Below are 23,060 nucleotides of genomic sequence, written 5' to 3' on the forward strand. Positions count from 1 at the left end.
CGCGCCCATCGTCTAGCGGTCAGGACACCGCCCTCTCACGGCGGGAACAGGGGTTCGATTCCCCTTGGGCGTACCATTGATTCCAATAATTTAGCTGCTTTGAACGACGACGCGTCGAATAGCGATCGAGAAGCCTTAGCCAGGCAATGCGCGAAGGAACACACAGCACCGTCGGCCGTTTGCCTTTCTTTCAGTGAAAGGATGAGACATGCCGACACCCGCTGAGCTCGAAGCGAAATTCTGGAAAGCACTGAAATCTGACATGACGATGATGATCGGCCTCGACGGCTCCAACATCATCCCTCGGCCCATGACGGCACAACTGGAGAAGGACGATACCGGTCCGATCTGGTTTTTCACGGCGAAAGACACGGAGCTTCCGATGGGCCTTTCCGGCGGCGACCAGGCAACGGCCACGTTCGTCTCCAAGGGACATGACCTCTTCGCAACGGTGCAGGGCAAGCTTCGCGTCGACAATGATCGGGCTGTGATCGATCGGCTCTGGAACCCCTATGTCGAAGCATGGTTCGAGGGCGGCAAAGACGATCCGAAACTCACGCTGTTGCGCTTCGATCCGGACCGAGCCGAAATCTGGCTCGATGCGTCGAGCGTGGTTTCGGGCATCAAGATGCTGCTCGGATATGACCCGAAGCAGGAATACAAGGATAATGTCGCCAAGGTCGACCTTTAGGGGCCGGTCGCGACAGGCTGTCGGCCGCGTATTTCTGCTTGATTTTCGGTTGATGCGGCAAAGGCCTCCAGCCTGGAATGCAACCACGCATCCACTCTATGGGCTCGCGACCAGAATGAACCGCGCCAGTTTGCGGCGGCAATGCGTTACGCGCCGGGATGGAAGATAGGCGCACGAATCCGCCACTGGCGCGCGCCTGGCGTTATACTCGATATCGGAGCGGCGCTTTTTTGCCCATGGGCTTTGAAGCCCCTGTTTCTCCGCTCCCCATGAGAGGAAGGCGCTCCGCTATTTCCCGGTAAGAAACGGCGTGGCTCAGTCATGCGATAGCGTCTAGGCACCGATTCGGCCTTGGCTACCATCCCAATTGGATTATCTGGGAAAGATCGGCGATGTCGCCATATATCATCGAGCCTTTGACGAGAAAACACTTGCCATGCAAGACCTCGGACAGTGAGCTCGACGCGGTGCAAACCGGCAAAACTTTATGGCCATTGGCTTCGGTCGGGCCGATGCTGATGACGAGGAAAGCAATCGCAACGAGAGTTGTTCTGCTCATATCCAACCCCTCAAGCCTATTGGCTGCTAGGGCTGCAAAACCGGTTGCCTCCTCAAAGTAGCATCGGGCAATGATGCGATTCATCGTATCGATTGGAGAAGCGGCTCATCTATCTGCAGTAGGCGCAAAGACGGATAGCTCCGCTGCCTGTTCAGTGGCCTCCACCATGCGAGCTAACGCTCCCTTGTTCCCCAGCCGAACTACAACGCCTCGAATTGCCCACCGCCAAGGCGCTCTTCTTCAAAGCATTCAGGAGCTTCACGACGTGAATCTATCGCGCTTGCTAAAAAAGGCGGCGCGGAACAGTGCAGCCTAAAGATGGGGGCGCCCGGCCTGCGTGATCGGGGACCTAGGCAGACAGGCCGGGCCTTTTACCCCATGTGGGCAAGGGGCAAGTCTGTACTATGCGCCACCTTTCGACGGCTGACATCAGAACTTTAGGCGTAGCTAATAAACGCCGTCGCGATTAATGAGCGCAAGCGAGGGACCTTTGGTTGCCTCTGCGGCTACACCCCTGATGGGATTGACCGCTCATAGTCAGCACGCTCCCAAACGGAAGCGGCAAACCGCTCACCTGCGAAAGCGGGATGAGTTGCGCCATGACCGTTGCAAGTCCTCGCGCTTCTCAAGACAGGCTTTTCGCAAACGCTGACGGACTTGGAGTGTGACCTTGCCGCGCCATCAACGCTGTGGTGGCACCGGATCGAGCAGGGTGACATCGTCGGGCCCCGCGGGTGGCAGTTCGCCATTGGGCGTCAGCTTGTTGACCGCCTCGGGCAAGTCCCTGGTTATCCTGGCTATCAGCTCATCGCGGGACAAGCCGGTCTGCATTGAAAGAGAAGCCAGTGTTTCATCGTCTATTGCCGCCTCGACATCTTTCGGCTCGATCGGCTGGTTGGGTCCGCTACTAACCCAAGAATCCACCTTGGAACCGGCTCCCGCATTTCTGAAGCGGTCGACAATATCCCCAAGCGCCGTCCCCGATACGCCTTTGGACAGTTGATCCAAGATCCCTCCCTGCAGACTATTTGGATCGCGATTTCCCGCGCCACGGAGCAGCTCTCCGATCTTGTCGCGATTTTGGTAGGCGAGAATGCCCAATATGGCGACAGCCAGTCTTCCCAGGTTTGCCATTGATTGCCTCCCAGCAATTACAAGGGAAGAGCCGGTGATCACGAAGGTTCCGTCTAACGTGAAAAGTTTGCCGAGAGGCCAGCAAGCGAGGTCATCTTGCAATCAACAGGCTGGATCACGAGCCGCTTGATTTAGACGCATAAAGTCCTGGACGAAGGCCGCTCGGAAAGCCGCAAAAATCTCCGGTGGCACCCCCTTCAACCTGCTTGCCATTGGCGACAAGCCATACTGAAAGAATCCTGCTGGCCGCGATCCCTATTGGCTTTTGTTCAGGAGCGTGGCGGGACCGAAAACCCGGCAGCCGGGTCCTAGGGAAAAGAATGCCGGTACTCCTCGGCTAAATCAAACAGCGCTCGGAACAAAGGTGTCGGACGCTTGTTGGGTTTGCAGCACATCTGCCCAACTAGGAACTTCTCCATGAAAAATCGCCATCTACTGGTTGCGCTGACCACAGCCGCCGCCATCACATTCGCAGTGCCTGCCTTTGCCGCCGACGACGCCCAGGGGTTCGTCGACAAGGCTGCCAACGGGGGGATGTTCGAGGTCGAGTCGAGTAAGATCGCCCAAGGCAAAGCCGAGGATCAGGCGGTCAAAGACTTCGCCCAAAAGATGATCGACGAGCATGGGGCGGCCAATGCAAAACTCGAAACGATTGCCGGCGAGCAGAAGCTCAAAGTGCCCGCCGAGACGGATGCCAAGCACAAGAGCGACCTCGACGCCCTTCAGAACGGCAAGGATCAGGTCGAAAAGACCTATGTGCAGATGCAGCGTGATGCGCACGCGGATGCCGTGGAGCTGTTCGAGAACTACGCCAAGGATGGCGACAATCCCCAGCTCAAGGCGTTCGCTTCGGAGACCTTGCCCACACTCAAAATGCATAAGGAAATGATCGAGAAGATCGCTTCCACCATGGACGATGAGACCGGCACGACGACGAGTTCGACAACTCCCGCCGTCACCACGACCGACACAAAAAATCCGGCTGCTCCGGTGCCAGGCGCCAATAGCTTCACCGAAGACCAGGCCAAGAGCCGGATCCAGGATGCCGGCTTCTCGGATGTCTCAGCGCTAACCAAGGACGATCAAGGCATCTGGCGCGGTCAGGCCACCAAGGACGGAAAGAAGACAACCGTGGCGCTCGATTATCAAGGCAACGTCGTTGCCGGCAGCAACTGAGAACGGATTGGAGTTCAACCATGAGAACCGTGACCGGACTATTTGACAATTATGACGACGCTTCCGATGCCGTCGGTGAACTCGAAGCAATCGGCGTTCCGCATTCCGACATCAGCATCGTCGCCAATAATTCGACCGGCTGGTACCAAGATGATCGCTCGAATGCCGCCGAAGATGCGGCTGGCGGTGCCGGTGTGGGTGCCCTCATTGGCGGCGCCGGCGGGTTGCTGACGGGGCTAGGGATCATGGCTATCCCAGGCGTGGGCCCTGTTGTCGCCGCAGGGTGGCTCGCCGCTACCGCTGCAGGCGCATTGGGAGGCGCAGTTGTCGGCGGAGCTGCCGGGGGCATCGTCGGAGCCCTTACCGACTCCGGGGTCCCGGAAAGGGATGCTCATGTCTACGCCGAAGGTGTGCGCCGCGGCGGGACGTTGGTCACGGCCAAGGTTAGCGACGCGTTGGCCGGCGAAGCCGAGAGCATCCTCGGTCAATCAAGATCGGTGAACTTGGAAGATCGCCGCAGTGCCTACGAAGCGGACGGCTGGACGAGTTTTGACGCTGGCGCCGAAAACTACACCGCCGACGAGATCGAACGCGATCGGGCGCGCTACGCAAATCGCGTTTGACCATATCGCCCCCAGGCGAAGGGCTTGGGGGCTTCACGCTCTGGCGCGTAGACAGCGCCTCCATCCCCGGAGCAACGCAGCTCGGTCCATCCGCTCAATAAAGTTCTCTGCGGCCTCGACGCGCGAGCCAGCTGTGATGCGGGGAGTGAAAAGTGATTTTGCGGCGCGCAACGCGCGGGTTACGCTATGTCACTTGCCAAAAGGAGGATGATGATGAAAGCCTTCCTCGGAACGATCTTAGCGCTGGGCCTGTCCGTCTCTGCAGCATCAGCCAATTGCCCGGCACACGCGAAGGATCAAGCCTCAGTCGACGCGCAGCAGACGGCGAGTGTTGACAAGTCCGACACGTCAACATCGACGGAAATCAAGAAAGAAACCCCGGCGAAGTCGGAGTAGTGCTTCTTCTTCGAAGGTAGATTGAGAGAGTGTCCGCGCTGCGGGTAGTAACACCCGAGAGCGGGCTACCATGAGGAGCCATGCGGCGCGAGGACGGCGTGAGTGTCGCCGCTATCGCTGAGAAGCTTCGCTGATCGGCGACGTGAAAGCGTAGCGGTGGCGCCATTTCGGGCGCCCTCAAGGACGGTCTACAAATAAGGCTTCCGCAGGCTGCCGACACTGAACCAAGCGGCCAAGTCTAAAATGCCGGCTCGGGTCCGTTCACGAGACGCCCTCTCCAACAACAGCGACAGCTGATGCAGGTGGATCGATTGGGCGTCTTCAAGCAACTGCAGAAAGCTGGACGCCTCGCCTCGCGGTAACCGACAGCGCTTTAGCGCAGCGATGCGCGCGCGCTGGCGCTTGATGTGCTGCTCGGCCTGCAGAACGCCATTTGGATGTCGTCAGCCAATGCCATCGTTGCAAACGGCGGTGTCGGGCAGGCGGTTCCGCTGGCCCGGCCGGCCCTCGAGCATGGTGCAGCAGAGCCTTGCGCATCCTCCTTGCGGCCGGCGATGACCTGCTGGTGCGATGCCGTGTCGCCGCTTCTGGCGCAACGCCTCGGATTGAATTAGCATCCGATAATCAAAGTTTCGGCCGCGATCCAGCAGGATGCGGAATGCGGAACCCAGGGGAGCGAAGCCGCGCGGCGGTCGCCTGCCGGGCGCCGATTTAGAGGCTGCCTGACCACATCGTCCGGCGGCAGGCGCGGCGGCGCCGGGAGGAGCCAATGCAAAAACTGCAGTCGCAAGGCGTCCATCACATCACGCTGGTCGGCGCCGATCGCCAGACCTCCGTCGATTTCTGGGAAGGCGTGCTCGGCATGCCATTCATCTTCGAGCAGCCCAATCTCGACAAAGCGAGCGAAAGCCATCTCTATTTCGACCCGGGCGATGGCCGGCTGATCACGGTCTTCACCGACGAGAGCCGCAGCCCGGTCAAGCGGCGCACACCGACCGATACGGGCTGTGTCCACCACATCGCGTTCTCGGTGTCGCGCGTGACGTTCCTGCAGGCAGTCGGCCGGCTCGACGAGCGCGCCATCAAGCACAGCGGCGTAAAGGATCGCGGCTTTATGGATTCGATCTATTTCGAGGATCCGCTTGGGCTGCTGATCGAGCTTGCCTCCTACCGGTTCGAGCCGCCCGCGGGCTTCAGCCATGCCGACGTGCTGATGGCGGCGCACAAGATCCGCGTTGCGCGCGGCGACTACAATATCGCCGAGGCGCACCTTGCCGACGCCATCCAGGCGCTGGTCGAGCGATCGCGCGAAACATTGTCCGAGAACCGGGCGGCGAAGAATCCATACTGAACAGGTCAGAGGGAGGACCAGATGGCAAAGGCTGCAACGAAGGGAATGAAGAAGGCGGCCGCCAAGCCGGCAGCGAAGATCGCAAAGCCGGCGGCAAAGGTGACTGCCGCCAAGATGTCGGCCAAAGCAGTCAAGCGGGCCGCAAAGGCCGCGCCTAACGCGACGGCGAAAGCCGCGCCTAACGCGACGGCGAAAGCCGCGCCTAAAGCGACGGCAAAAGCCGCGCCTAAAGCGACGGCAAAAGCCGCGCCTAAAGCAACGGCAAAGGCCGCGCTTAAAGCCAAGGCGAAGCCGGCGAAGAAGCCCGCGGTCAAGCTCAGCATGCTTAGGCCCAGCGTCAACAACATGACGGTCCGGGTGTTCACGCGAGCGGCCGGGCTCGACCATGCCGAGACCGACGCCTGGGGCCTGACGCGCACGCCGGAATTCCTGGCGCGGAACCCGGCGCATCTGACTCCGATGATCGAGGACAAAGGACTTCCCAGAGGCGTGCTTTGGGAAAGCTGCGCAATCATGCAGTACCTCGCCAACAAGCACGGGCTGGACAAGTTCTATCCGAAGGCGCCGGCCAAGCGGGCGATGGTCGACAGCGCCATGTTCTACCTGGTCGGAACGCTCTATCCCTATGTGGCCAGGGCCACTTATCCGGCACTTGGCTTTCCGCAATATGCCGGCGAGGTCGGCCACAGCGATGCCCATCCCGACAAGAAATCGGAGGCGCAAAAGGCTGCCATCGCCGCAATCGCCGAGCCGCTGGAGGTCTTTCATAGCTTCTTCAGGGACGGCAAGCCTTTCATCGGCGGCAACAACCCGTCGATCGCCGACATCCGTCTGGCGGCGACACTGGAGTTTCTGGCGGTCATCGACTATGCGCTGCCCAGCTGGGCGAAGGACTATATGGCTGCGATCGAGAAGAAGCTCGGCAAGGCCTATGTTGAGCCGGCCGGCGACGTACGCGGCTACATCGCCCATGTGAAGGCTCAGGCCACGGCTTAAGAAATGCGCGAGGTTTAGGGTTTCGTTAACCAAACCCTTGTCTAGTGTCTCGGTCCTCGCTGCGACCACGGATGTACTGGCGCGATTGCCGAGGAGAAGGAAAGGTCGGCTCAGCGCCGGCCTTTTGCTTTTGCGCCGGCGCGCCAGCGTCACGACACCATGATTTTGTCGGTTTGCCGGCGCGGTTGAAATTCTATTGTCATCCGCGTCGTTGATCGTACCATGCGAACGGGCGAAAGCGGCGAGGACAGAGCCATGAGAAGCACGGCTAGACTTTCAGCGATCGCAGGCGCGCTGCTGGCGATGCCTTTTCCGGCAGATGCCGCATCGCTCAACACGATGAACGAGGTCGGCGCCGCGCTGCAGGCGTGCTGGACGCCGCCGGCCGAAGCCGGAACTGCCTCGGTCACCTTGAGTTTCAGCTTCAAGCGCGACGGCACGCTGATCGGCCCGCCGAAGCCAACGGCCATCAAGGTCAACGGGGATGACAAGGCGCGTCAGGCCTATGTCGACGCGGCGACCGCCGCCCTGCGAAATTGCCTGCCGCTCAGCTTTTCGCCGGACCTCGCAAAAGGAATTCCCGGGAAGATCTTTACGCTTCAATTCAATTCGCCGAAGGACAACGCCAAAGCAATTCAGCAGTAGAACTGCCAAGTTGCTCAGTTTCGCCTTCGCCGATTTCCAACAGAAAACGGCTATGCTTTCTAGGTGGCGCTTTGTTGCTGGACAGCGCTACGCCGGATTGCGCCCGCGGCGGGCATTGGCGTGTTTTTCCAGTTGCGGCATCTCGAAGACATAGTCGCTCCAGGCCGATTCCGGAATTTGTCCGGCCAGATAGCATTCCAGCAATAGATTTTGCTCGGGTGTCAGACGCCTCGGGGCCCGCTCGTGATCCAGTCCAAGCGAATGGATCAGGTTTCTGGTCAGGCCTGAGACGGTGAAATGAACAGACATCTTCGCTCCCCTTCGTGCTGCGCCGATAACGCCAGACGCCACACAAAGGTTTCACGCGCAGTGAGGAAACAAGCGATCTTGATCGTAGCCGCGACGCTACTCGCAGACCACGCGATAGCGCTTGCCGGGTTCGCTGACATTCCGGCAGGCGAGCGCCTTCTGTGGCTGGGAGGACGCATCAGCCAAATCCGGCTGAAAGGAAGGGGCCGTCGAAACACGTCTTCGACTGGGGGAACTCACCGGGGCGCTCGGCGGCTGGGGAAATACGTCCGTCGCGATCTGCCGCGAAGCTGTTGTCCCTGGCGGGGCCTTGTCCCAAATGCGCCTGACGTCCATCCGGCTTGGAATGATGACGGTTCCGTCGTCGCTGCGCGTGCAGCCGCTCGCCGCGAGCAGCGCCGGACAGAGAACAAAAGTCAGCATTCGACCAAGCATCAGCTATACCCCCACCGATTTTATAGCCCGGCAGCGGTGGGTTCGCCAACGGACGGATTACCGCAGCGAGATCGGACCGGCGTCCGACTAAAACCCGTTAACGGCATCGGGCGTGTTCGGTTGCGAATCGTTAAGGTTAGCCGATCGTTAATGCTTGTCGGGCACATTCCGCCGGCGAACCGGGAGGGTTCGGCCTGGGGGTAGGGATGGCGGATACGGACGGTACTTTCGAGATGGGCGCCGCCCGTTTTTTCGAAGGCGCGGTCGAGCGCGGCGAGGCGGAGGTCCCCCGCGCCCCCGATCAGCATGCGGCCGCGACCTCGGAGGCGCTCGCCAATCTTCGCCTGACGGTCGATTCGATGCCGATCGGCGTCATTGTCCTCGATGCCGACCTCAGGGCGGAGATCATCAACCGCGCCTTCTACGACTTCTGGAAGATTGATCCGCTTCGCGCCACTGCCGGCTGCGGCTTCCGCGAGCTGATGGAGGCCAGCCGCGACGCCGACCCCTATGGTGCCGACGAGGTGGGCTGGCAACGCCACATCTCCGAGCGCGAGGCCGAAATCCGGGCGGGCGTTGCCGGTTCCAGGCAGTTGCCGCGCAATGACGGCCGCGTGCTGATCGCCTCGCTGGCACCGCTTGCCGGCGGCAAGCGTCTGATCTCCTATGTCGACATCACCGACATGAAGCATCGCGAGACCGAGGCAGAGGATGCGCGCAAGAATCTCGCCACGGTGCTGGAGTCGCTGCCGGCCGGCGTCATCATCTATGACCGCCACGATGAATTCGTCTTCGCCAACCGCAAGCTGCATGACAGTTTGCCGGCGCTGAAGCCGGCCTGGCAGCCGGGCCGCACCTTACGCGAGGCGCTCGCTCTCGGTCATTCCGCCGGCTATTTCCGGTCGAGCGGCGACGTCGAGATCGACAATCTCTATGGTGTCGACAAAGAACGCTGGCTCGACGCCATGCTGAAGCGTTACCACCTGCCCAATTCGTCCTATGAACGGCTCAATCCCGACGGTCGTTGGTTCCAGGTCTACGACATGAGAGCGGACGACGGCACTTTCATAGGGGTGCGCGTCGACATTTCCGACATCAAGGCCCGCGAGAAGGCGCTGCGCGACTCGATGCGGCAGATCGACCTTTACCGGCATGTCATGGATGAATTGCCGGTGGCGGCGTTCATCAAGGCCGAGGATCTTACAATCGAGTTCGTCAACAAGGCCTGGTGCGCGCTGACCGGCATTGCCAAGGAAGACGTCATCGGCAAGACGGACCGGCAGCTTTTCGGCGCCGAGGACGCCGAAAGCTACAGCCATGACGATGCCGAGGTCATCGCGACCGGCAAGGGGCGCGAAGTCGAGGAGCCTGTCAGCCATCGCGACGGCACGGTGCGGCAGCTGATGACGCGCAAGAGCCGCCTCGTCGCGACCGACGGATCGGTGCGTCTGGTCGGTTCCAGCACCGACATCACCGAGGTCAAGGCGCGCGAGCGGGCACTCAAGGAAAGCATGAGCGAGAACGAGGTGTTCCGCAACCTGATCGACAACGTGCCGGTGTCGATCTACGCGAAGCGTTCGGATCTAAGGCAATTCTACGTCAACAAGGGCTGGTGCGATCTTACCGGCTTCAGCCAGGAAGAGGCGATCGGCAAGACCGACGTCGAGATCTTCGGCGCGGACGGCGAAGCTTTCGTCGCCGGCGACCTGGCGGTGCTGCGCACCGGCGAGACGCAGGAGATCGAAGAACAGGTGACGCTGCCGGACGGCAGCGTGCGTCACCAGTTCGCGCGCAAGGGCGCGATGATCGCGTCGGACGGTTCGCTCTATCTGATCGGGTCGACCACGGACATAACGGAACTGAAACAGCGCGAGGCCGAGCTCAGCGAGGCGCGCCGGCGCGCCGTGCTTGCCGACCGCGCCAAGTCGGAGTTCCTCGCCAATATGAGCCACGAGATCCGTACGCCGATGAACGGCGTGCTCGGCATGGCCGAGTTGCTCGCCAAGTCGGACCTCGACCCAAAGCAGAAGACGTTCACCGACATCATCGTCAAATCGGGCAACGCGCTGCTCACCATCATCAACGATATCCTCGACTTCTCCAAGATCGACGCCGGCCAGCTCGTGCTCGACCCGGCGCCCTTCAACCTTGCCGAGGCGATCGAGGATGTGGCGACGCTGGTGTCGACGCGCGCCAAGGAAAAGGACCTCGAGCTCATCGTTCGCGTCCAGCCCGGGCTCGACGGGCAGTTCGTCGGCGACGTCGGCCGGATCCGACAGATCGTCACCAACCTGCTCGGCAATGCGGTGAAGTTCACCGACAAGGGCCATGTGCTGGTCGACGTGACCGGCGTGCGGGTTCCGTCGGGGACGAAGCTCGCCATTTCGGTCACCGATACCGGCATCGGCATTCCCGAAGACAAGCTGAAGCTGGTGTTCGAGAAATTCAGCCAGGTCGACACCTCCTCGACAAGACGGCACGAGGGCACCGGGCTCGGCCTTGCCATCACCTCCCGGCTGGTCGAGCTGATGGGCGGCGAGATCGGCGTCGACAGCGCCGAGGGCAAGGGCTCGACCTTCTGGTTCACCGTCACGCTGCCGCGGGCCGAGCGAGGCGGGCAGCGGATCATGCCGGTCGACGTGACCGGCGCGCGCGTGCTGATCGTCGACGACAATGCCGTCAACCGCGCGATCCTCAGCGAGCAGATGGCTTCGTGGACCTTCGATTCCTGCGCGGCCGAAAGCGGCGGCGAGGGACTGAAGGTGCTGATTGCGGCTGCCGCTTACGGCGTGCCTGTCGACTGCGTCGTGCTCGACTACCAGATGCCGGGCATGACGGGCGCCGAAATGGCGCGCATCGTGCGCAACACCGCCGGCCTCGCGCACACGCCGATCATCATGCTGACCTCGGTCGACCAGTCGCTCGCCAGCGCCGCCTACCGCGATCTCGGCATCGATGCGCAGCTGATCAAGCCGGCGCGCTCCTCGATCTTGCTGGAGACGCTGGTCGCCACCATCCAGCGTCATCGCCACAGCACGGCGGCCATCCACCCGCCGTTGATCGGCGGCGTCGAGACTGCGGCCGGCGCGCCGCCGGCGTCCACGGCGCAGGCGACGGTGGCCGATCGCGTCCTGCTGCAGCCGCCGCCGGCGCGTGCCCGTCCACGCCTGGCCGGCGCGGAGCGCGGGCTCGACATTCTCGTCGCCGAGGACAACGAGGTGAACCAGATGGTGTTCACGCAAATCCTGGGCGAGACCGGATACCAGTTCGAAATCGTCGGCAACGGCCGCAAGGCGCTGGACGCCTTCGGCAGGCTCAACCCGCGCATGATCCTGATGGATGTGTCGATGCCCGAGATGAGCGGCCTGGAGGCGACCGCGGCCATCCGCCGGCTCGAAGCCGAGATGGGCACGCATGTGCCGATCGTCGGCGTCACCGCGCATGCGCTGAAGGGCGACCGCGAGCGCTGCCTGGAAGCCGGCATGGACGATTACCTGCCGAAGCCGATCAGCCCGAAGGCGCTGCTCGAGAAGCTTGAAAGATGGCTCGGGTCGGGCGCGGAAGTTCGCCGCAGCGCCGGATAACAGCCTTTCTGCGCGGCCGTTCACGGCGTCGTCGACGAGGCCCGTCATCTGCGTCCAACGCAGACATATGGTGTGATCGCACCATACAAAACGAAGGCCAGGTCAGGACAATAGTTCCTGTCGATTCCGCCCTTCGGTTACGGGCGGGAGCAGCGACCGCCGGCAAGGAACAGCGTCGACTCTACCCCAACGGACCTGTTTTCGGCGATGGCCAGGCCATGATCCGCTCTGGCGCACAGGCAACGCGCTCTCGTCCGGATTTTATTTACCGGCGGCCGGAGATCCCGGCCGCCGGGATAATTTTTGATTCAAAAGTCGACAAGCTGCTGATTCCCGCAGCAAACTTCGGCTCGGTCCGCAAATGGCGGCCGCAGGCCCCCCAGGCATCCCTGTTCAGGCGTTACCGGGCTGACACGAAACTGTCATGCGACTGTAATAATCGAAGTCTATTGCGCTCACCAGGCGCCGATAGACAAGGGTTGCCGAAAGACCATATTCCGAACAGGAGCAGGCCACATGAGACATTTCATCCGCTCGGCGGCCGTTGCGATTGCAATGGCTGCGGCATCCACGCTTTCCCTCTCCGCCGCTATGGCGGCCGACATCTCCGGTGCCGGCGCTACCTTCCCCTATCCGATCTATGCCAAGTGGGCCGACGCCTACAAAAAGGAGACCGGCATCGGTCTCAACTATCAGTCGATCGGCTCCGGCGGCGGCATCAAGCAGATCAAGGCCAAGACCGTGACCTTCGGCGCCTCGGACGCGCCGCTCAAGGGCGAGGATCTCAAGTCGACCGGGCTCGCGCAGTTCCCGATGGTGATGGGCGGCATCGTTCCGGTCGTCAACCTCGAAGGTGTCAAGCCGGGCGAACTGGTGCTCGACGGCCCGACGCTGGCCGACATCTTCGTCGGCAAGATCACCAACTGGAACGACGAGGCGATCAAGAAGCTCAACCCCGACGTCAAGCTGCCCGACCAGGCGATCGCGGTCGTCCACCGTTCGGACGGCTCGGGCACCACGTTCAACTTCAGCTACTATCTGGCCGAAGTCAGCGCCGACTGGAAGTCGAAGGTCGGCGTCAATACCGCGCTCGAGTGGCCGGTGGGCATCGGCGCCAAGGGCAACGAAGGCGTCGCCAACAACGTAGCGCAGACCGGTGGCGCGATCGGCTATGTCGAGTATGCCTATGCCAAGCAGAACAAGCTCACCTATACCGACCTGATCAATAAGGACGGCAAGAAGGTAGAGCCGACCGCTGCCGCGTTCTCGGCCGCTGCAGCCAATGCCGACTGGAGCTCCAAGCCTGGCTACGGCGTCATTCTGGCCAACCAGGCTGGTGCTGAAAGCTGGCCGATGACCTCCGCGACCTGGATCCTCGTCTACCAGAAGCCCGATGATGCGGCGGCCACCACCGAAGCACTCAAGTTCTTCGCCTGGTCCTACGCCAAGGGCGACGACATGGCCGCCGAGCTGGACTATGTTCCGATGCCCGACGCGGTCGTGAAGAGCGTCGAGGAAATGTGGAGCAAGGACATCGTCGACAGCAACGGCAAGCCGCTCTACTCCGGCATGTAATTCCTCCGGAATAAGGAGGGCGCCTCGGGCGCCCTCCTGTCTCTTTCGAAATGCGAGGGGCAAATGACAGCCGTTTCCGAAGCCGTGACATCGTCCGCCATACGGACCAGGGAAGCGACGGTGCGCCGCTTCGCCCTGACCGACACGATCTTCCGAACGGTCACGCGCCTCTCCGCCATACTCGTGCTGGTTCTTCTGGGCGGCGTCGCGGTCTCGCTGATCGCCGGCTCGTGGGAGGCGCTATCGAAGTTCGGCTTCTCCTTCCTGACGACTGAATCCTGGAATCCGGTCACCGAGAATTTCGGCGCGCTCGCGCCCATCTACGGCACCGTCGTCACTTCGGCCATCGCCATCCTCATTGCCGTGCCGATCGGCATCGGCATCGCCGTCTTCCTGACCGAGCTCTGCCCGCGCCCGCTCAGGCGCCCGATCGGTATCGCGGTCGAGCTGCTCGCCGGCATTCCCTCGATCATCTACGGCATCTGGGGCCTGTTCGTCTTCGCGCCATTCCTGCAGACGACGGTACAGCCGTTCATCATCAATCTTTTCCACGGCATACCGGGTCTCGCCAGCCTGTTTGCCGGTCCGCCCTACGGCATCGGCCTGCTGACGTCGTCGCTGATCCTGGCCATCATGGTGCTGCCCTTCATCACCTCGATCACCAAGGACGTGTTCGACACGGTGCCAGCGGTGCTGAAGGAATCGGCCTACGGCATCGGCTGCACAACCTGGGAAGTGACCCGGCGTGTGGTCATCCCCTATACGCGGGTCGGCATCATGGGCGGCGTCATGCTCGGTCTTGGCCGCGCGCTCGGCGAGACGATGGCCGTCACCTTCGTCATCGGCAATGCGCACCGCATCAGCGCCTCGCTGTTTGCGCCCGGCACGACGATCTCGGCGACCATCGCCAACGAATTCACCGAAGCCGACGGCGAGCTTTACACGTCCTCACTGGTGGCACTCGGACTGATCCTGTTCATCATCACCTTCATCATCCTCGCGCTCGCACGCTACATGCTGTTGCGCATCGATAGCCGCACGGGAGCCTGACCGATGTCGACAGCCGCATCGCTCCACCGAAGCCGCAAGCGCAAGAACGCCGTGATGATGGCGCTGTGCACCATAGCGGCGGGCATCGGCCTCGTCTGGCTGGCGCTGATCCTCGGCGCCCTTCTCTATAAGGGACTCTCGGGGCTCTCGCTTTCGGTGTTCACGCAAATGACACCGCCGCCCGGCGACGCCGGCGGCCTGCTCAACGCCATCTACGGCAGCATCGTGATGACCGTCATCGGCATCGTCGTCGGCACGCCGATCGGCGTGCTCGCCGGAACCTATATGGCCGAGTACGGGCGCTTCTCGCGCCTCACGACAGTGGTGCGCTTCATCAACGACATCCTGTTGTCGGCGCCGTCGATCATCGTCGGCCTGTTCGTCTACGAGCTGATGGTGCGGCCGATGGGTCATTTCTCGGCGATCGCCGGCGCGGTGGCGCTGTCGATCCTGGTGATCCCCGTTGTCGTGCGCACCACCGAGGACATGCTGAACCTTGTGCCCAACGCGCTGCGCGAGGCTGGCACCGCCATCGGCGCGCCGCGCTGGGTGGTGATCCGCTCGGTCGCCTATCGCGCCGCACTGTCCGGCATCGTCACCGGCATATTGCTGGCGATCGCCCGCATTTCGGGCGAGACGGCGCCGCTGCTCTTCACAGCGCTCAACAACCAGTTCTGGTCGAGCAATCTCAACGCGCCGATGGCCAGCCTGCCGGTGACCATCTTCCAGTTTGCGCTGAGCCCTTATGAGGAATGGCAGCAACTGGCCTGGACGGGCGCACTGATAATCACCCTGACGGTTCTCGGGCTGAGCATCTTCGCCCGCAGCCTTACCGGACGCAGAGAGGACAGATGAAACCGATGTTGTCCACCGACCTGAACGTAGCCGAGACGACCGCCGAGAAGGCCAAGATCGAAGTCAAGAACCTCAACTTCTACTATGGCCAGTCGAAGGCGCTGAAGGACATCAACCTGTCGCTGCCCGAGCGGAGCGTCACCGCCTTCATCGGACCTTCGGGCTGCGGAAAGTCGACGCTGCTGCGCGTGCTCAACCGCATCTACGAGCTCTACCCGAAGCAGAGCGCCGAAGGCCAGGTGCTGCTCGACGGCAAGAACATCCTCGACCGCTCGCAGGACCTCAACCTGCTCAGGACCAAGATCGGCATGGTGTTCCAGAAGCCGACGCCGTTCCCGATGTCGATCTACGAGAACATCGCCTTCGGCGTCAGGCTGTATGAGAAGATCAGCAAGGCCGAGATGGACAATCGCGTCGAACAGGCGCTGAAGCGCGCCGCGCTGTGGAACGAGGTCAAGGACAAGCTCAACGCCAGTGGCCAGAGCCTTTCGGGCGGCCAGCAGCAGCGGCTCTGCATCGCCCGCACGGTGGCGGTGAAGCCGGAGGTCATCCTGCTCGACGAGCCGGCATCGGCGCTCGATCCGCTCTCGACCGCCAAGATCGAGGAGCTGATCGACGAGCTGCAGGCCGACTACACGATCGTGATCGTCACCCACAACATGCAGCAGGCGGCGCGCGTGTCGCGGCAGACGGCGTTCATGTATCTCGGCGAGCTGATCGAATTCGACCGGACCGAGAAGATTTTCACCTCGCCCCGCGAGAAGCGCACGCAGGACTACATCACCGGCCGCTTCGGCTGAGTTCATACGAGGACATAACCATGGCCCATACGGTCGCTTCCTTCGACGAGGATCTGAGGCAGATCAGCCAGCTCATCCGCGACATGGGCGATCTTGCCGGCTCGATGGTCGGCGCGTCGACCAAGGCTCTGCTGAATTCCGACAACGCGCTGGCGCAGCGCGTGGTCTCCGACGATGCCATCATGGACGCGCGCCAACGCGAGCTCGACGATCGCGCCATCACGCTGATCGCCAAGCGCCAGCCGATGGCCGACGACCTGCGCAGCGTCGTTGGCGCCATCCGGATGGCCGGCGATCTCGAGCGCATCGGCGACCTTGCCAAGAACATCGCCAAGCGCGTCGGCTCGGTCGGCGTCAGCGCCGCGCCGCGCGATCTGTCGCACTCCATCGACTCGATGGCGCAGCTGGTGCTGATCCAGGTCCAGGGCGTGATCGAGGAATACGCGGCCGGCGACGCCACGGCGCTCGCCAAGCTCCGCAACGACGACGAGCGCATCGACGTCAAATACACCTCCGTCTTCCGTGAGCTCCTCACCTACATGATGGAGGATCCGCGCAACATCACGGCTTGCACGCATCTGTTGTTCTGCGCCAAGAATCTGGAGCGCATCGGCGACCACGTCACCAACATCGCCGAGAACGCCTACTATGTGCTGACCGGCACGCAATTGCCCGCGAATCGTCCTAAGCAGGACGAGACGGCGATGTCGGCGCCGGCGGCCTGACAGCGAAGGTGCCTGCTAAATGATCGCGCCACGCATCATGGTGGTGGAGGACGAGGAGCCGCTGGGGGTGCTGCTCCGCTACAACCTCGAATCCGAGGGCTATCAGGTCGAGGTGGTGACGCGCGGCGACGAGGCCGAGATCCGCCTGCAGGAGAATGTGCCCGACCTTCTGGTGCTCGACTGGATGGTGCCGGCGGTGTCCGGCATCGAGCTTTGCCGGCGCCTCAGGATGCGGCCCGAGACCGAACGCCTGCCGATCATCATGCTGACGGCGCGCGGCGAGGAAAGCGACAGGGTGCGCGGCCTCTCGACCGGCGCCGACGACTATCTGGTCAAGCCGTTCTCGACGCCGGAATTCATGGCCAGGGTCAAGGCGCTGCTGCGCCGCGCCAAGCCGGAGGTGCTGTCCAGCGTGCTCAAGGTCGGCGACATCGTCCTCGACCGCGAATCGCACCGCGTCTACCGCAAGAAGAGCGAGATCCGGCTCGGCCCGACCGAGTTCAGGCTGCTTGAATTCATGATGCGGCATCCCGGCCGGGTGTTCTCGCGCAGCCAGCTGCTCGACAATGTCTGGGGCGAGACGATCTATATCGACGAGCGCACCGTGGACGTGCATGTCGGCCGCCTGCGCAAGGCGGTCAACAACGGCCGCATGCCGGACGTCATACGTACCATCCGTGGGGCGGGCTACGCGATCAGGGAAGACTAGAGCCAGGGCACCGAAGGTCTGACGGGTTCTATCTGCGCTGGCGGGTTATCGAGACACTGGTGCTTCGCCGTCCACGGGCGGAGCACGAAGCGTCGCGACGCGGCGCAGACCCGACGATCCACGCGACTTCCTCGCGCCGCGGCGGTGCAGAAATTCTGCTCCGCCGGTAATGGCATGGATTCCAGGATCTGTGCGACGGAGCTTCGCTCCTGCTCCGCCCGAATGACGAAGCTGCGGGGCCTTCGCTAATCTCCGGCGTCTGCAGGACGCACAGAAGCCAACGATCGCTATCGAAGCTGCTCAGGCCACGTTCTTGCCCATTCTCGCCTGCACGCCCGAGGCGAAAATCTCCTGGTCGACGAAGGTCAGCGCGCGCATGGCGCAGCCCTCGCGGATCAGCGGCAATTCGTTCGGCTCGGTATCGAAGGAGATCGAGTTTGAATGCTGGCCTCCGGCGGTCTGGCCGATCGCCTCGCGCAGCGCCGGCTCGATCAGGTCGAAGGCGGCGGCGCTGACGCCGACCATGGCGACCGGCGCCGGGTCGATCAGCGCGAACAGGCTGCCAAGGCCGAAGCCCAGCGCCTCCCCGGCCCGGCGATAGGCCTCGCGCTCCGGGCCATCCGTCTCGCGCGCCTTGGCGGCGAGCGCCCGCATGTCGGCGTCGCCGACATCGACCGGCTCGGCGTCCTCGCTCATCTTCATGGCGCTGCGCCAGATGGCGTAGTTGCCGGCATAGGCCTCGACGCAGCCGCGGCGTCCGCAACGGCAAAGCGCGCCGCCCGGACGATGGATCATGTGGCCGAACTCGCCGCCGGAAGAATGCGTGCCGGTGAACAGCTCGCCCTTCAGCACCAGGCCCATGCCGATGCCGTGCGAGAGCAGGATGGCGATGAAATTGTCGCGATAGCGGTCGGGATCGCGCCACTGCAGCGCCACCGCCATCATGTTACAGTCGTTTTCCATGGTGGCCGGAATGCCGAATTCCTTTTCCAGGATGTCGGCGAAGGGAATGTCGGTCAGCGGCGTGATCGGCGACCACAGCATGGCGCGGGCATGGGAATCGGTGATGCCCTGGATGCCCATGGCGATGCGGGCGACGCTGCCGACGTCGAGGTCCGGATCGTCCAGCCGGCGCCGCACGATCGCCAAGCATTCGCCGATCAGCTCGTTGCGCGGCATGGTGAGGGTATCGAGGCGGCGCTGCTCCTCGGCGATGACCTGGCCCGCATAATCAATAACGGCGACCGAGAGGAAATTGAGCGACAGCACCACCGTCACCACCGCCGCCGCCTCAGGCCTGAGCGCGAGGCCCACCTGTGGCCGGCCGCGCTTCAGAGACGCGGTCTCGCTCGGCTTGCTCTCGGCCAAGATGCCTTCCTGGATCAGGTCGGAAGAGATCGCCGAAATGGTCGAATGGCTGAGCCCGGTGGTCGCGGCGATTTCCGTGCGCGACGGTTGGCCGGCCCGGCGCACGGCCGAGAGCACCATGGCGCGGTTGCGCCGGCGCAGATCGTCGTGGCGGATTCCGACCGACATTTTTTCTCCTCCCAGTCAGCGCGGCCTCTCGATCATGCACAGGACCCGGCGACGCGCCAGATCGGTTCAGTCCCGGACGCCGGCACCCGAACCGTCCCGGTTTTTGCAAGTTTCGGTGGACGCGGGCTGCGCCTCCACCGAACTGTTGCGCGATAGTGGCAGAAGCGGTCGGCACTGTCATTATTTATTGCGGGTCTCGAAAAAAGTACGCGACACCTCAAAAACCGTCAGAATTGCAGTTGACAGTACCTTAGCCTTGGATCAGTATTTTTTCGAGGCTCGAAAAAAAGTTTCTACATGGCCTTCGGGGCCAATCTGGATCGCGCCGCGAGGGGCGCAGGGAGGATATCATGAAGAGATTCGCAACCGCCATGCTGGCGGGCATCGCCATGTCGTTGACGCTGGCGTCGGTCGCCGAGGCGAAGGACAAGGTGATCGGCGTCTCGTGGTCCAATTTCCAGGAAGAGCGCTGGAAGACCGACGAAGCGGCGATGAAGAAGGCGATCGAGGCCGCCGGCGACAAGTACATATCCGCCGACGCACAGTCCAATCCAGGCAAGCAGCTGACCGACGTCGAAAGCCTGATCTCGCAGGGCGCCAATGCGTTGATCATCCTGGCGCAAGACGCCTCCGCGATCGGGCCGGCGGTGCAGAAGGCACTCGACGAAGGCATTCCGGTCGTCGGCTACGACCGCCTGATCGAGAATAAGGACGTGTTTTATCTGACCTTCGACAACAAGGAAGTCGGCCGCATGCAGGCCCGCGAGGTGTTCAAGGCCAAGCCCGAGGGCAATTACGTCTTTATCAAGGGCTCGGGCGCCGACCCGAATGCCGATTTCCTGTTCTCCGGCTCGATGGAAGTGCTGAAGGAAGCCATCGACAGCGGCAAGATCAAGAATGTCGGCGAGGCCTATACCGACGGCTGGCTGCCCGCCAACGCGCAGAAGAACATGGAGCAGTTCCTGACCGCCAACGACAACAAGGTCGACGCGGTGGTGGCGGCCAATGACGGCACTGCCGGCGGCGTCGTCGCGGCGCTGACGGCGCAAGGGCTGGCCGGCACCGTTCCGGTCTCGGGCCAGGACGGCGACCATGCCGCGCTGAACCGCATCGCGCTCGGCACCCAGACGGTGTCGGTGTGGAAGGACGCGCGCGAGCTCGGCAAGCACGCCGCCGAGATCGCCTCGCAGCTCGCCGACGGCAAGAAGATGACCGACATCGCGGGCGCCAAGGACTTCACGACGCCTGGCGGCAACACCGTCAAGTCGCTGTTCCTGACCCCGGTCGCAATCACCAAGGATAATCTCAACCTCGTCATCGACGCGGGTTGGATAAAGAAGGATGAAGTCTGCGCGGGTGTTGCCGCCGGCAGCATCGCGGTCTGCAACTAAGCTGGCCGTCAGGTTCAAACGCAGCGCCGCGGCCGTTGGGCCGCGGCGTTTCTCCAAAGGCTTTCGGGCGTACTGAAGCCGGAGACCATTGGGGCAGTTCACTGTCCGGCAGGATCGCCGAACTGCTCCAGCCGTTTGTTTGTGCGTAATTCCAGGCGGCTACGCACTTTTTCCTGGAATTGCTCTAGCATCGTGGTCCGGCATCCGCGCCAGACGGCAAGCCGGTGGGAGGAGATCATGACCGATACGACCTCTGATACGCCGGCCAACCCGGCGGCGGATCGCGCGCGGCCTTCCGAACTGAGCACCGTCGGGCGCTTCCTCAAGGCGACTGAGCTCGACACACGCATGCTCGGCATGGTCGGCGCGCTGCTGATCATCTGGATCGGCCTGCATGTCATCTCGAGCCTGCGGCTCGGCGTCAATCCACTCGATTTCGACAGTCGAACGTTCCTGACGCCGCGCAACCTGTGGAACCTGTCGGTGCAGACCTCGGCCGTGGCCATCATGGCTTCCGGCATGGTGCTGGTCATCGTCATGCGCAACATCGATCTCTCCGTCGGATCCGCCGAGGGTTTGATCGGCATGGTCATGGGCTTTGCCCAAGTGCATTTCCTGGTGCGAATGGTTGGGCTCGAGCTTGGCACTCCCTGGATCTGGGTGCTGGCACTGTTGATCGGCCTGGCGCTCGGCCTGCTGATCGGCGCCTTCCAGGGCTTCGTCATCGCCTATCTCGAAGTGCCGGCCTTCATCGTGACGCTTGGCGGGCTGCTGGTCTGGCGCGGTGCCGCCTGGTGGGTCACCAGCGGCCAGACGGTGGCGCCGCTCGACGCCACCTTCCAGCTGATGGGCGGCGGACCGGCCGGCTCGATCGGCGCCAGATGGAGCTGGATCGTCGGCGCCGTCGCCTGTGTTGCCGTGGTGTTTGCGCTGTTCAACGGCAGGGTGCAGCGCAAGCGCTTCCGTTTCCCGCTGCGTCCGATCTGGGCCGAGACGCTGCTCGGCGCGGTCACCTGCGCGGTCATCATGGGCGCGGTGTGGCTGGCCAATTCCTATCCCTGGCCGGTCGGCATCGTGAACCGCTACGCCGCCGCCAACAACATCGCCGTCCCCGAAGGCGGCCTGTTCATCGCCCACGGCATCGCCATTCCGGTGCTGATGGCGATCGCCGTCGGTCTCGTCATGACCTTCATCACCAAGCGCACCCGCTTCGGCCGCTATGTCTTTGCCATCGGCGGCAATCCGGAAGCGGCCAACCTTGCCGGCATCAACACGCGCTGGATCACCATGAAGGTGTTCATGATCATGGGTGTGCTGGCGACGATCGCCGCGGCGATCTCGTCGGCGCGGCAGAATTCGTCGACCAATGCGCTCGGCACGCTGGACGAGCTCCTGGTCATCGCCGCGGCGGTCATCGGCGGCACCTCGCTCGCCGGCGGCTCGGGAACCGTGCTCGGCGCCATGCTCGGGGCGCTGCTGATGCAGTCGCTGCAGTCCGGCATGGTGCTCCTCGGCGTCGATTCGCCGCTGCAAAGCATCGTCGTCGGCGCCGTGCTGGTCATCGCGGTCTGGCTCGACACAATCTACCGCAAGCGGGTGTGAAGGAGGCTGCATCATGGCAGACAAGAACGCTCCCGCCGGCGCCCCGCTGGTCGACATGCGCAACATCTCGATCGCCTTCGGCGGCATTCGCGCCGTCGACGACGCCTCCATCGATCTCTTCCCCGGCGAAGTGGTGGCGCTGCTCGGCCATAACGGCGCCGGCAAGTCGACGCTGATCAAGATACTGTCCGGCGCCTACAAGCGCGATGCCGGGCAGATCTTCGTCAACGGCGAGGAGGCAGCAATCTCCAACCCGCGCGATGCCAAGAAATACGGCATCGAGACCATCTATCAGACGCTGGCGCTTGCCGACAACGTCGACGCCGCCGCTAACCTTTTCCTCGGCCGCGAGCTGATGACCGCCTGGGGCACGCTTGACGACGTCGCCATGGAGGCCGAAGCGCGCAAGGTGATGGGCCGGCTCAATCCGCGCTTCCAGCGCTTCAAGGAGCCGGTGATCAAGCTGTCCGGCGGACAGAGGCAGTCGGTGGCGATCGCGCGCGCGATCCTGTTCAACGCGCGAATCCTGATCATGGACGAGCCGACGGCAGCGCTCGGCCCTCAGGAGACGGCCCAGGTCGGCGAACTGGTGCGGCAGCTCAAGGCCGACGGCATCGGCATCTTCCTGATCAGCCACGACATCCATGACGTGTTCGAGCTGGCGGACAGGGTCTGCGTCATGAAGAACGGCCAGGTCGTGGGCACGGCGCGCACCAGCGACGTGACCCAGGACGAGGTGCTCGGCATGATCATTCTGGGCAAGTGCCCGCCGGGCGCCATGCCAGGCCCGGGAGCGCTGAAAATCGCGGCCTAAGACCATAAATTGGTTGCCTAATTTGCGACTTGTTTGATGAGCCAATCGCGGCGTTGGGTTGGCCTTGCCATTGTATTGGCGCGGAGACTTGCCCATAAAGGTGG

General features: G+C 62.8%; 21 protein-coding genes and 1 tRNA gene. 18 read left to right on the forward strand and 4 right to left on the reverse strand.

The genetic code is table 11. The features are described 5' to 3' along the window. Position 1: 1 nt before the first annotated feature. Positions 2-76: transfer RNA gene (locus A9K71_RS24290), tRNA-Glu, on the forward strand. A 132-nt stretch (positions 77-208) separates the two neighbouring features. After that, positions 209-691, forward strand: coding sequence for a pyridoxamine 5'-phosphate oxidase family protein (locus A9K71_RS24295; protein ID WP_067002065.1), 483 nt, complete (start codon positions 209-211; stop codon positions 689-691). Between the two features lie 355 nt (positions 692-1,046). Here A9K71_RS24295 and A9K71_RS24300 read toward each other — a convergent pair whose 3' ends face one another. Both A9K71_RS24300 and A9K71_RS24305 read right to left on the reverse strand, forming a co-directional pair. Next, complete coding sequence (locus A9K71_RS24300; RefSeq protein WP_245299753.1) at positions 1,047-1,334, reverse strand: hypothetical protein; 288 nt, start codon at positions 1,332-1,334, stop codon at positions 1,047-1,049. 597 nt (positions 1,335-1,931) lie between these two features. Then, positions 1,932-2,384, reverse strand: coding sequence for a YidB family protein (locus tag A9K71_RS24305; RefSeq protein WP_067002068.1), 453 nt, complete (start codon positions 2,382-2,384; stop codon positions 1,932-1,934). A gap of 417 nt (positions 2,385-2,801) precedes the next feature. On the opposite strand from A9K71_RS24305, the gene A9K71_RS24310 reads away from it, so the two are divergent. The 6 genes from A9K71_RS24310 to A9K71_RS24340 all read left to right on the forward strand — a co-directional run bounded on the left by A9K71_RS24310 (position 2,802) and on the right by A9K71_RS24340 (position 7,571). After that, the gene (locus A9K71_RS24310) at positions 2,802-3,560 is read left to right on the forward strand and encodes a DUF4142 domain-containing protein (protein ID WP_067002071.1); all 759 of its coding nucleotides are present in this window, start codon (positions 2,802-2,804) and stop codon (positions 3,558-3,560) included. Between the two features lie 20 nt (positions 3,561-3,580). Next, positions 3,581-4,183 carry a hypothetical protein gene (locus tag A9K71_RS24315; protein ID WP_067002074.1) on the forward strand — a complete coding sequence of 201 codons (603 nt, stop codon included), beginning with the start codon at positions 3,581-3,583 and terminating at the stop codon, positions 4,181-4,183. Positions 4,184-4,396: 213 nt separating this feature from the next. Continuing rightward, positions 4,397-4,579, forward strand: a complete 183-nt coding sequence (locus A9K71_RS24320; RefSeq protein ID WP_067002221.1) for a hypothetical protein — start codon at positions 4,397-4,399, stop codon at positions 4,577-4,579. Between the two features lie 769 nt (positions 4,580-5,348). Then, the gene (locus tag A9K71_RS24330) at positions 5,349-5,930 is read left to right on the forward strand and encodes a VOC family protein (RefSeq protein WP_067002080.1); all 582 of its coding nucleotides are present in this window, start codon (positions 5,349-5,351) and stop codon (positions 5,928-5,930) included. 114 nt (positions 5,931-6,044) lie between these two features. Further along, the gene (locus A9K71_RS24335; RefSeq protein ID WP_082980676.1) at positions 6,045-6,926 is read left to right on the forward strand and encodes a glutathione S-transferase family protein; all 882 of its coding nucleotides are present in this window, start codon (positions 6,045-6,047) and stop codon (positions 6,924-6,926) included. Positions 6,927-7,265: 339 nt separating this feature from the next. Continuing rightward, the gene (locus A9K71_RS24340; protein ID WP_348627021.1) at positions 7,266-7,571 is read left to right on the forward strand and encodes a hypothetical protein; all 306 of its coding nucleotides are present in this window, start codon (positions 7,266-7,268) and stop codon (positions 7,569-7,571) included. 87 nt (positions 7,572-7,658) lie between these two features. Here the strand turns inward: A9K71_RS24340 and A9K71_RS24345 are convergent, their stop codons facing one another. Beyond that, positions 7,659-7,880 carry a hypothetical protein gene (locus A9K71_RS24345; RefSeq protein WP_067002082.1) on the reverse strand — a complete coding sequence of 74 codons (222 nt, stop codon included), beginning with the start codon at positions 7,878-7,880 and terminating at the stop codon, positions 7,659-7,661. A gap of 641 nt (positions 7,881-8,521) precedes the next feature. On the opposite strand from A9K71_RS24345, the gene A9K71_RS24350 reads away from it, so the two are divergent. The 7 genes from A9K71_RS24350 (at position 8,522) to phoB (ending at position 17,613) form a co-directional block, all read left to right on the forward strand. After that, positions 8,522-11,899, forward strand: coding sequence for a response regulator (locus tag A9K71_RS24350; RefSeq protein WP_245299755.1), 3,378 nt, complete (start codon positions 8,522-8,524; stop codon positions 11,897-11,899). Between the two features lie 516 nt (positions 11,900-12,415). Next, the gene (gene pstS, locus A9K71_RS24355; protein ID WP_067002085.1) at positions 12,416-13,474 is read left to right on the forward strand and encodes a phosphate ABC transporter substrate-binding protein PstS; all 1,059 of its coding nucleotides are present in this window, start codon (positions 12,416-12,418) and stop codon (positions 13,472-13,474) included. A 63-nt stretch (positions 13,475-13,537) separates the two neighbouring features. Beyond that, positions 13,538-14,524 carry a phosphate ABC transporter permease subunit PstC gene (gene pstC, locus A9K71_RS24360; RefSeq protein WP_067002087.1) on the forward strand — a complete coding sequence of 329 codons (987 nt, stop codon included), beginning with the start codon at positions 13,538-13,540 and terminating at the stop codon, positions 14,522-14,524. Positions 14,525-14,527: 3 nt separating this feature from the next. Further along, complete coding sequence (gene pstA, locus A9K71_RS24365; RefSeq protein ID WP_067002090.1) at positions 14,528-15,379, forward strand: phosphate ABC transporter permease PstA; 852 nt, start codon at positions 14,528-14,530, stop codon at positions 15,377-15,379. Further along, entirely contained in the window at positions 15,376-16,179 is an 804-nt protein-coding gene (gene pstB / locus A9K71_RS24370; protein ID WP_067002093.1) for a phosphate ABC transporter ATP-binding protein PstB, read from the forward strand. The genes pstA and pstB overlap by 4 nt, the downstream gene beginning before the upstream one ends. Before the next feature lie 20 nt (positions 16,180-16,199). Continuing rightward, entirely contained in the window at positions 16,200-16,904 is a 705-nt protein-coding gene (phoU, locus tag A9K71_RS24375) for a phosphate signaling complex protein PhoU (RefSeq protein WP_067002096.1), read from the forward strand. Positions 16,905-16,923: 19 nt separating this feature from the next. Then, entirely contained in the window at positions 16,924-17,613 is a 690-nt protein-coding gene (phoB, locus tag A9K71_RS24380) for a phosphate regulon transcriptional regulator PhoB (RefSeq protein WP_010911896.1), read from the forward strand. Between the two features lie 300 nt (positions 17,614-17,913). On the opposite strand, the gene A9K71_RS24385 is transcribed toward phoB, so the two are convergent. After that, positions 17,914-19,149, reverse strand: coding sequence for an ROK family transcriptional regulator (locus tag A9K71_RS24385; RefSeq protein ID WP_067002099.1), 1,236 nt, complete (start codon positions 19,147-19,149; stop codon positions 17,914-17,916). 350 nt (positions 19,150-19,499) lie between these two features. Between A9K71_RS24385 and xylF the strand changes: the two genes are divergently transcribed. From xylF to A9K71_RS24400, 3 genes are all read left to right on the forward strand, one after another. Beyond that, a complete protein-coding gene (gene xylF / locus A9K71_RS24390) occupies positions 19,500-20,540 on the forward strand; it encodes a D-xylose ABC transporter substrate-binding protein (protein ID WP_067002103.1) in 1,041 nt (346 codons plus the stop codon). 237 nt (positions 20,541-20,777) lie between these two features. Further along, a complete protein-coding gene (locus A9K71_RS24395; RefSeq protein ID WP_067002229.1) occupies positions 20,778-22,142 on the forward strand; it encodes a sugar ABC transporter permease in 1,365 nt (454 codons plus the stop codon). Positions 22,143-22,155: 13 nt separating this feature from the next. Continuing rightward, complete coding sequence (locus tag A9K71_RS24400) at positions 22,156-22,956, forward strand: ATP-binding cassette domain-containing protein (RefSeq protein ID WP_067002105.1); 801 nt, start codon at positions 22,156-22,158, stop codon at positions 22,954-22,956. The last annotated feature ends 104 nt before the right edge of the window (positions 22,957-23,060 follow it).

It is taken from the genome of Mesorhizobium sp. WSM3873 (assembly GCF_001672445.1).
Classification (GTDB): domain Bacteria; phylum Pseudomonadota; class Alphaproteobacteria; order Rhizobiales; family Rhizobiaceae; genus Mesorhizobium.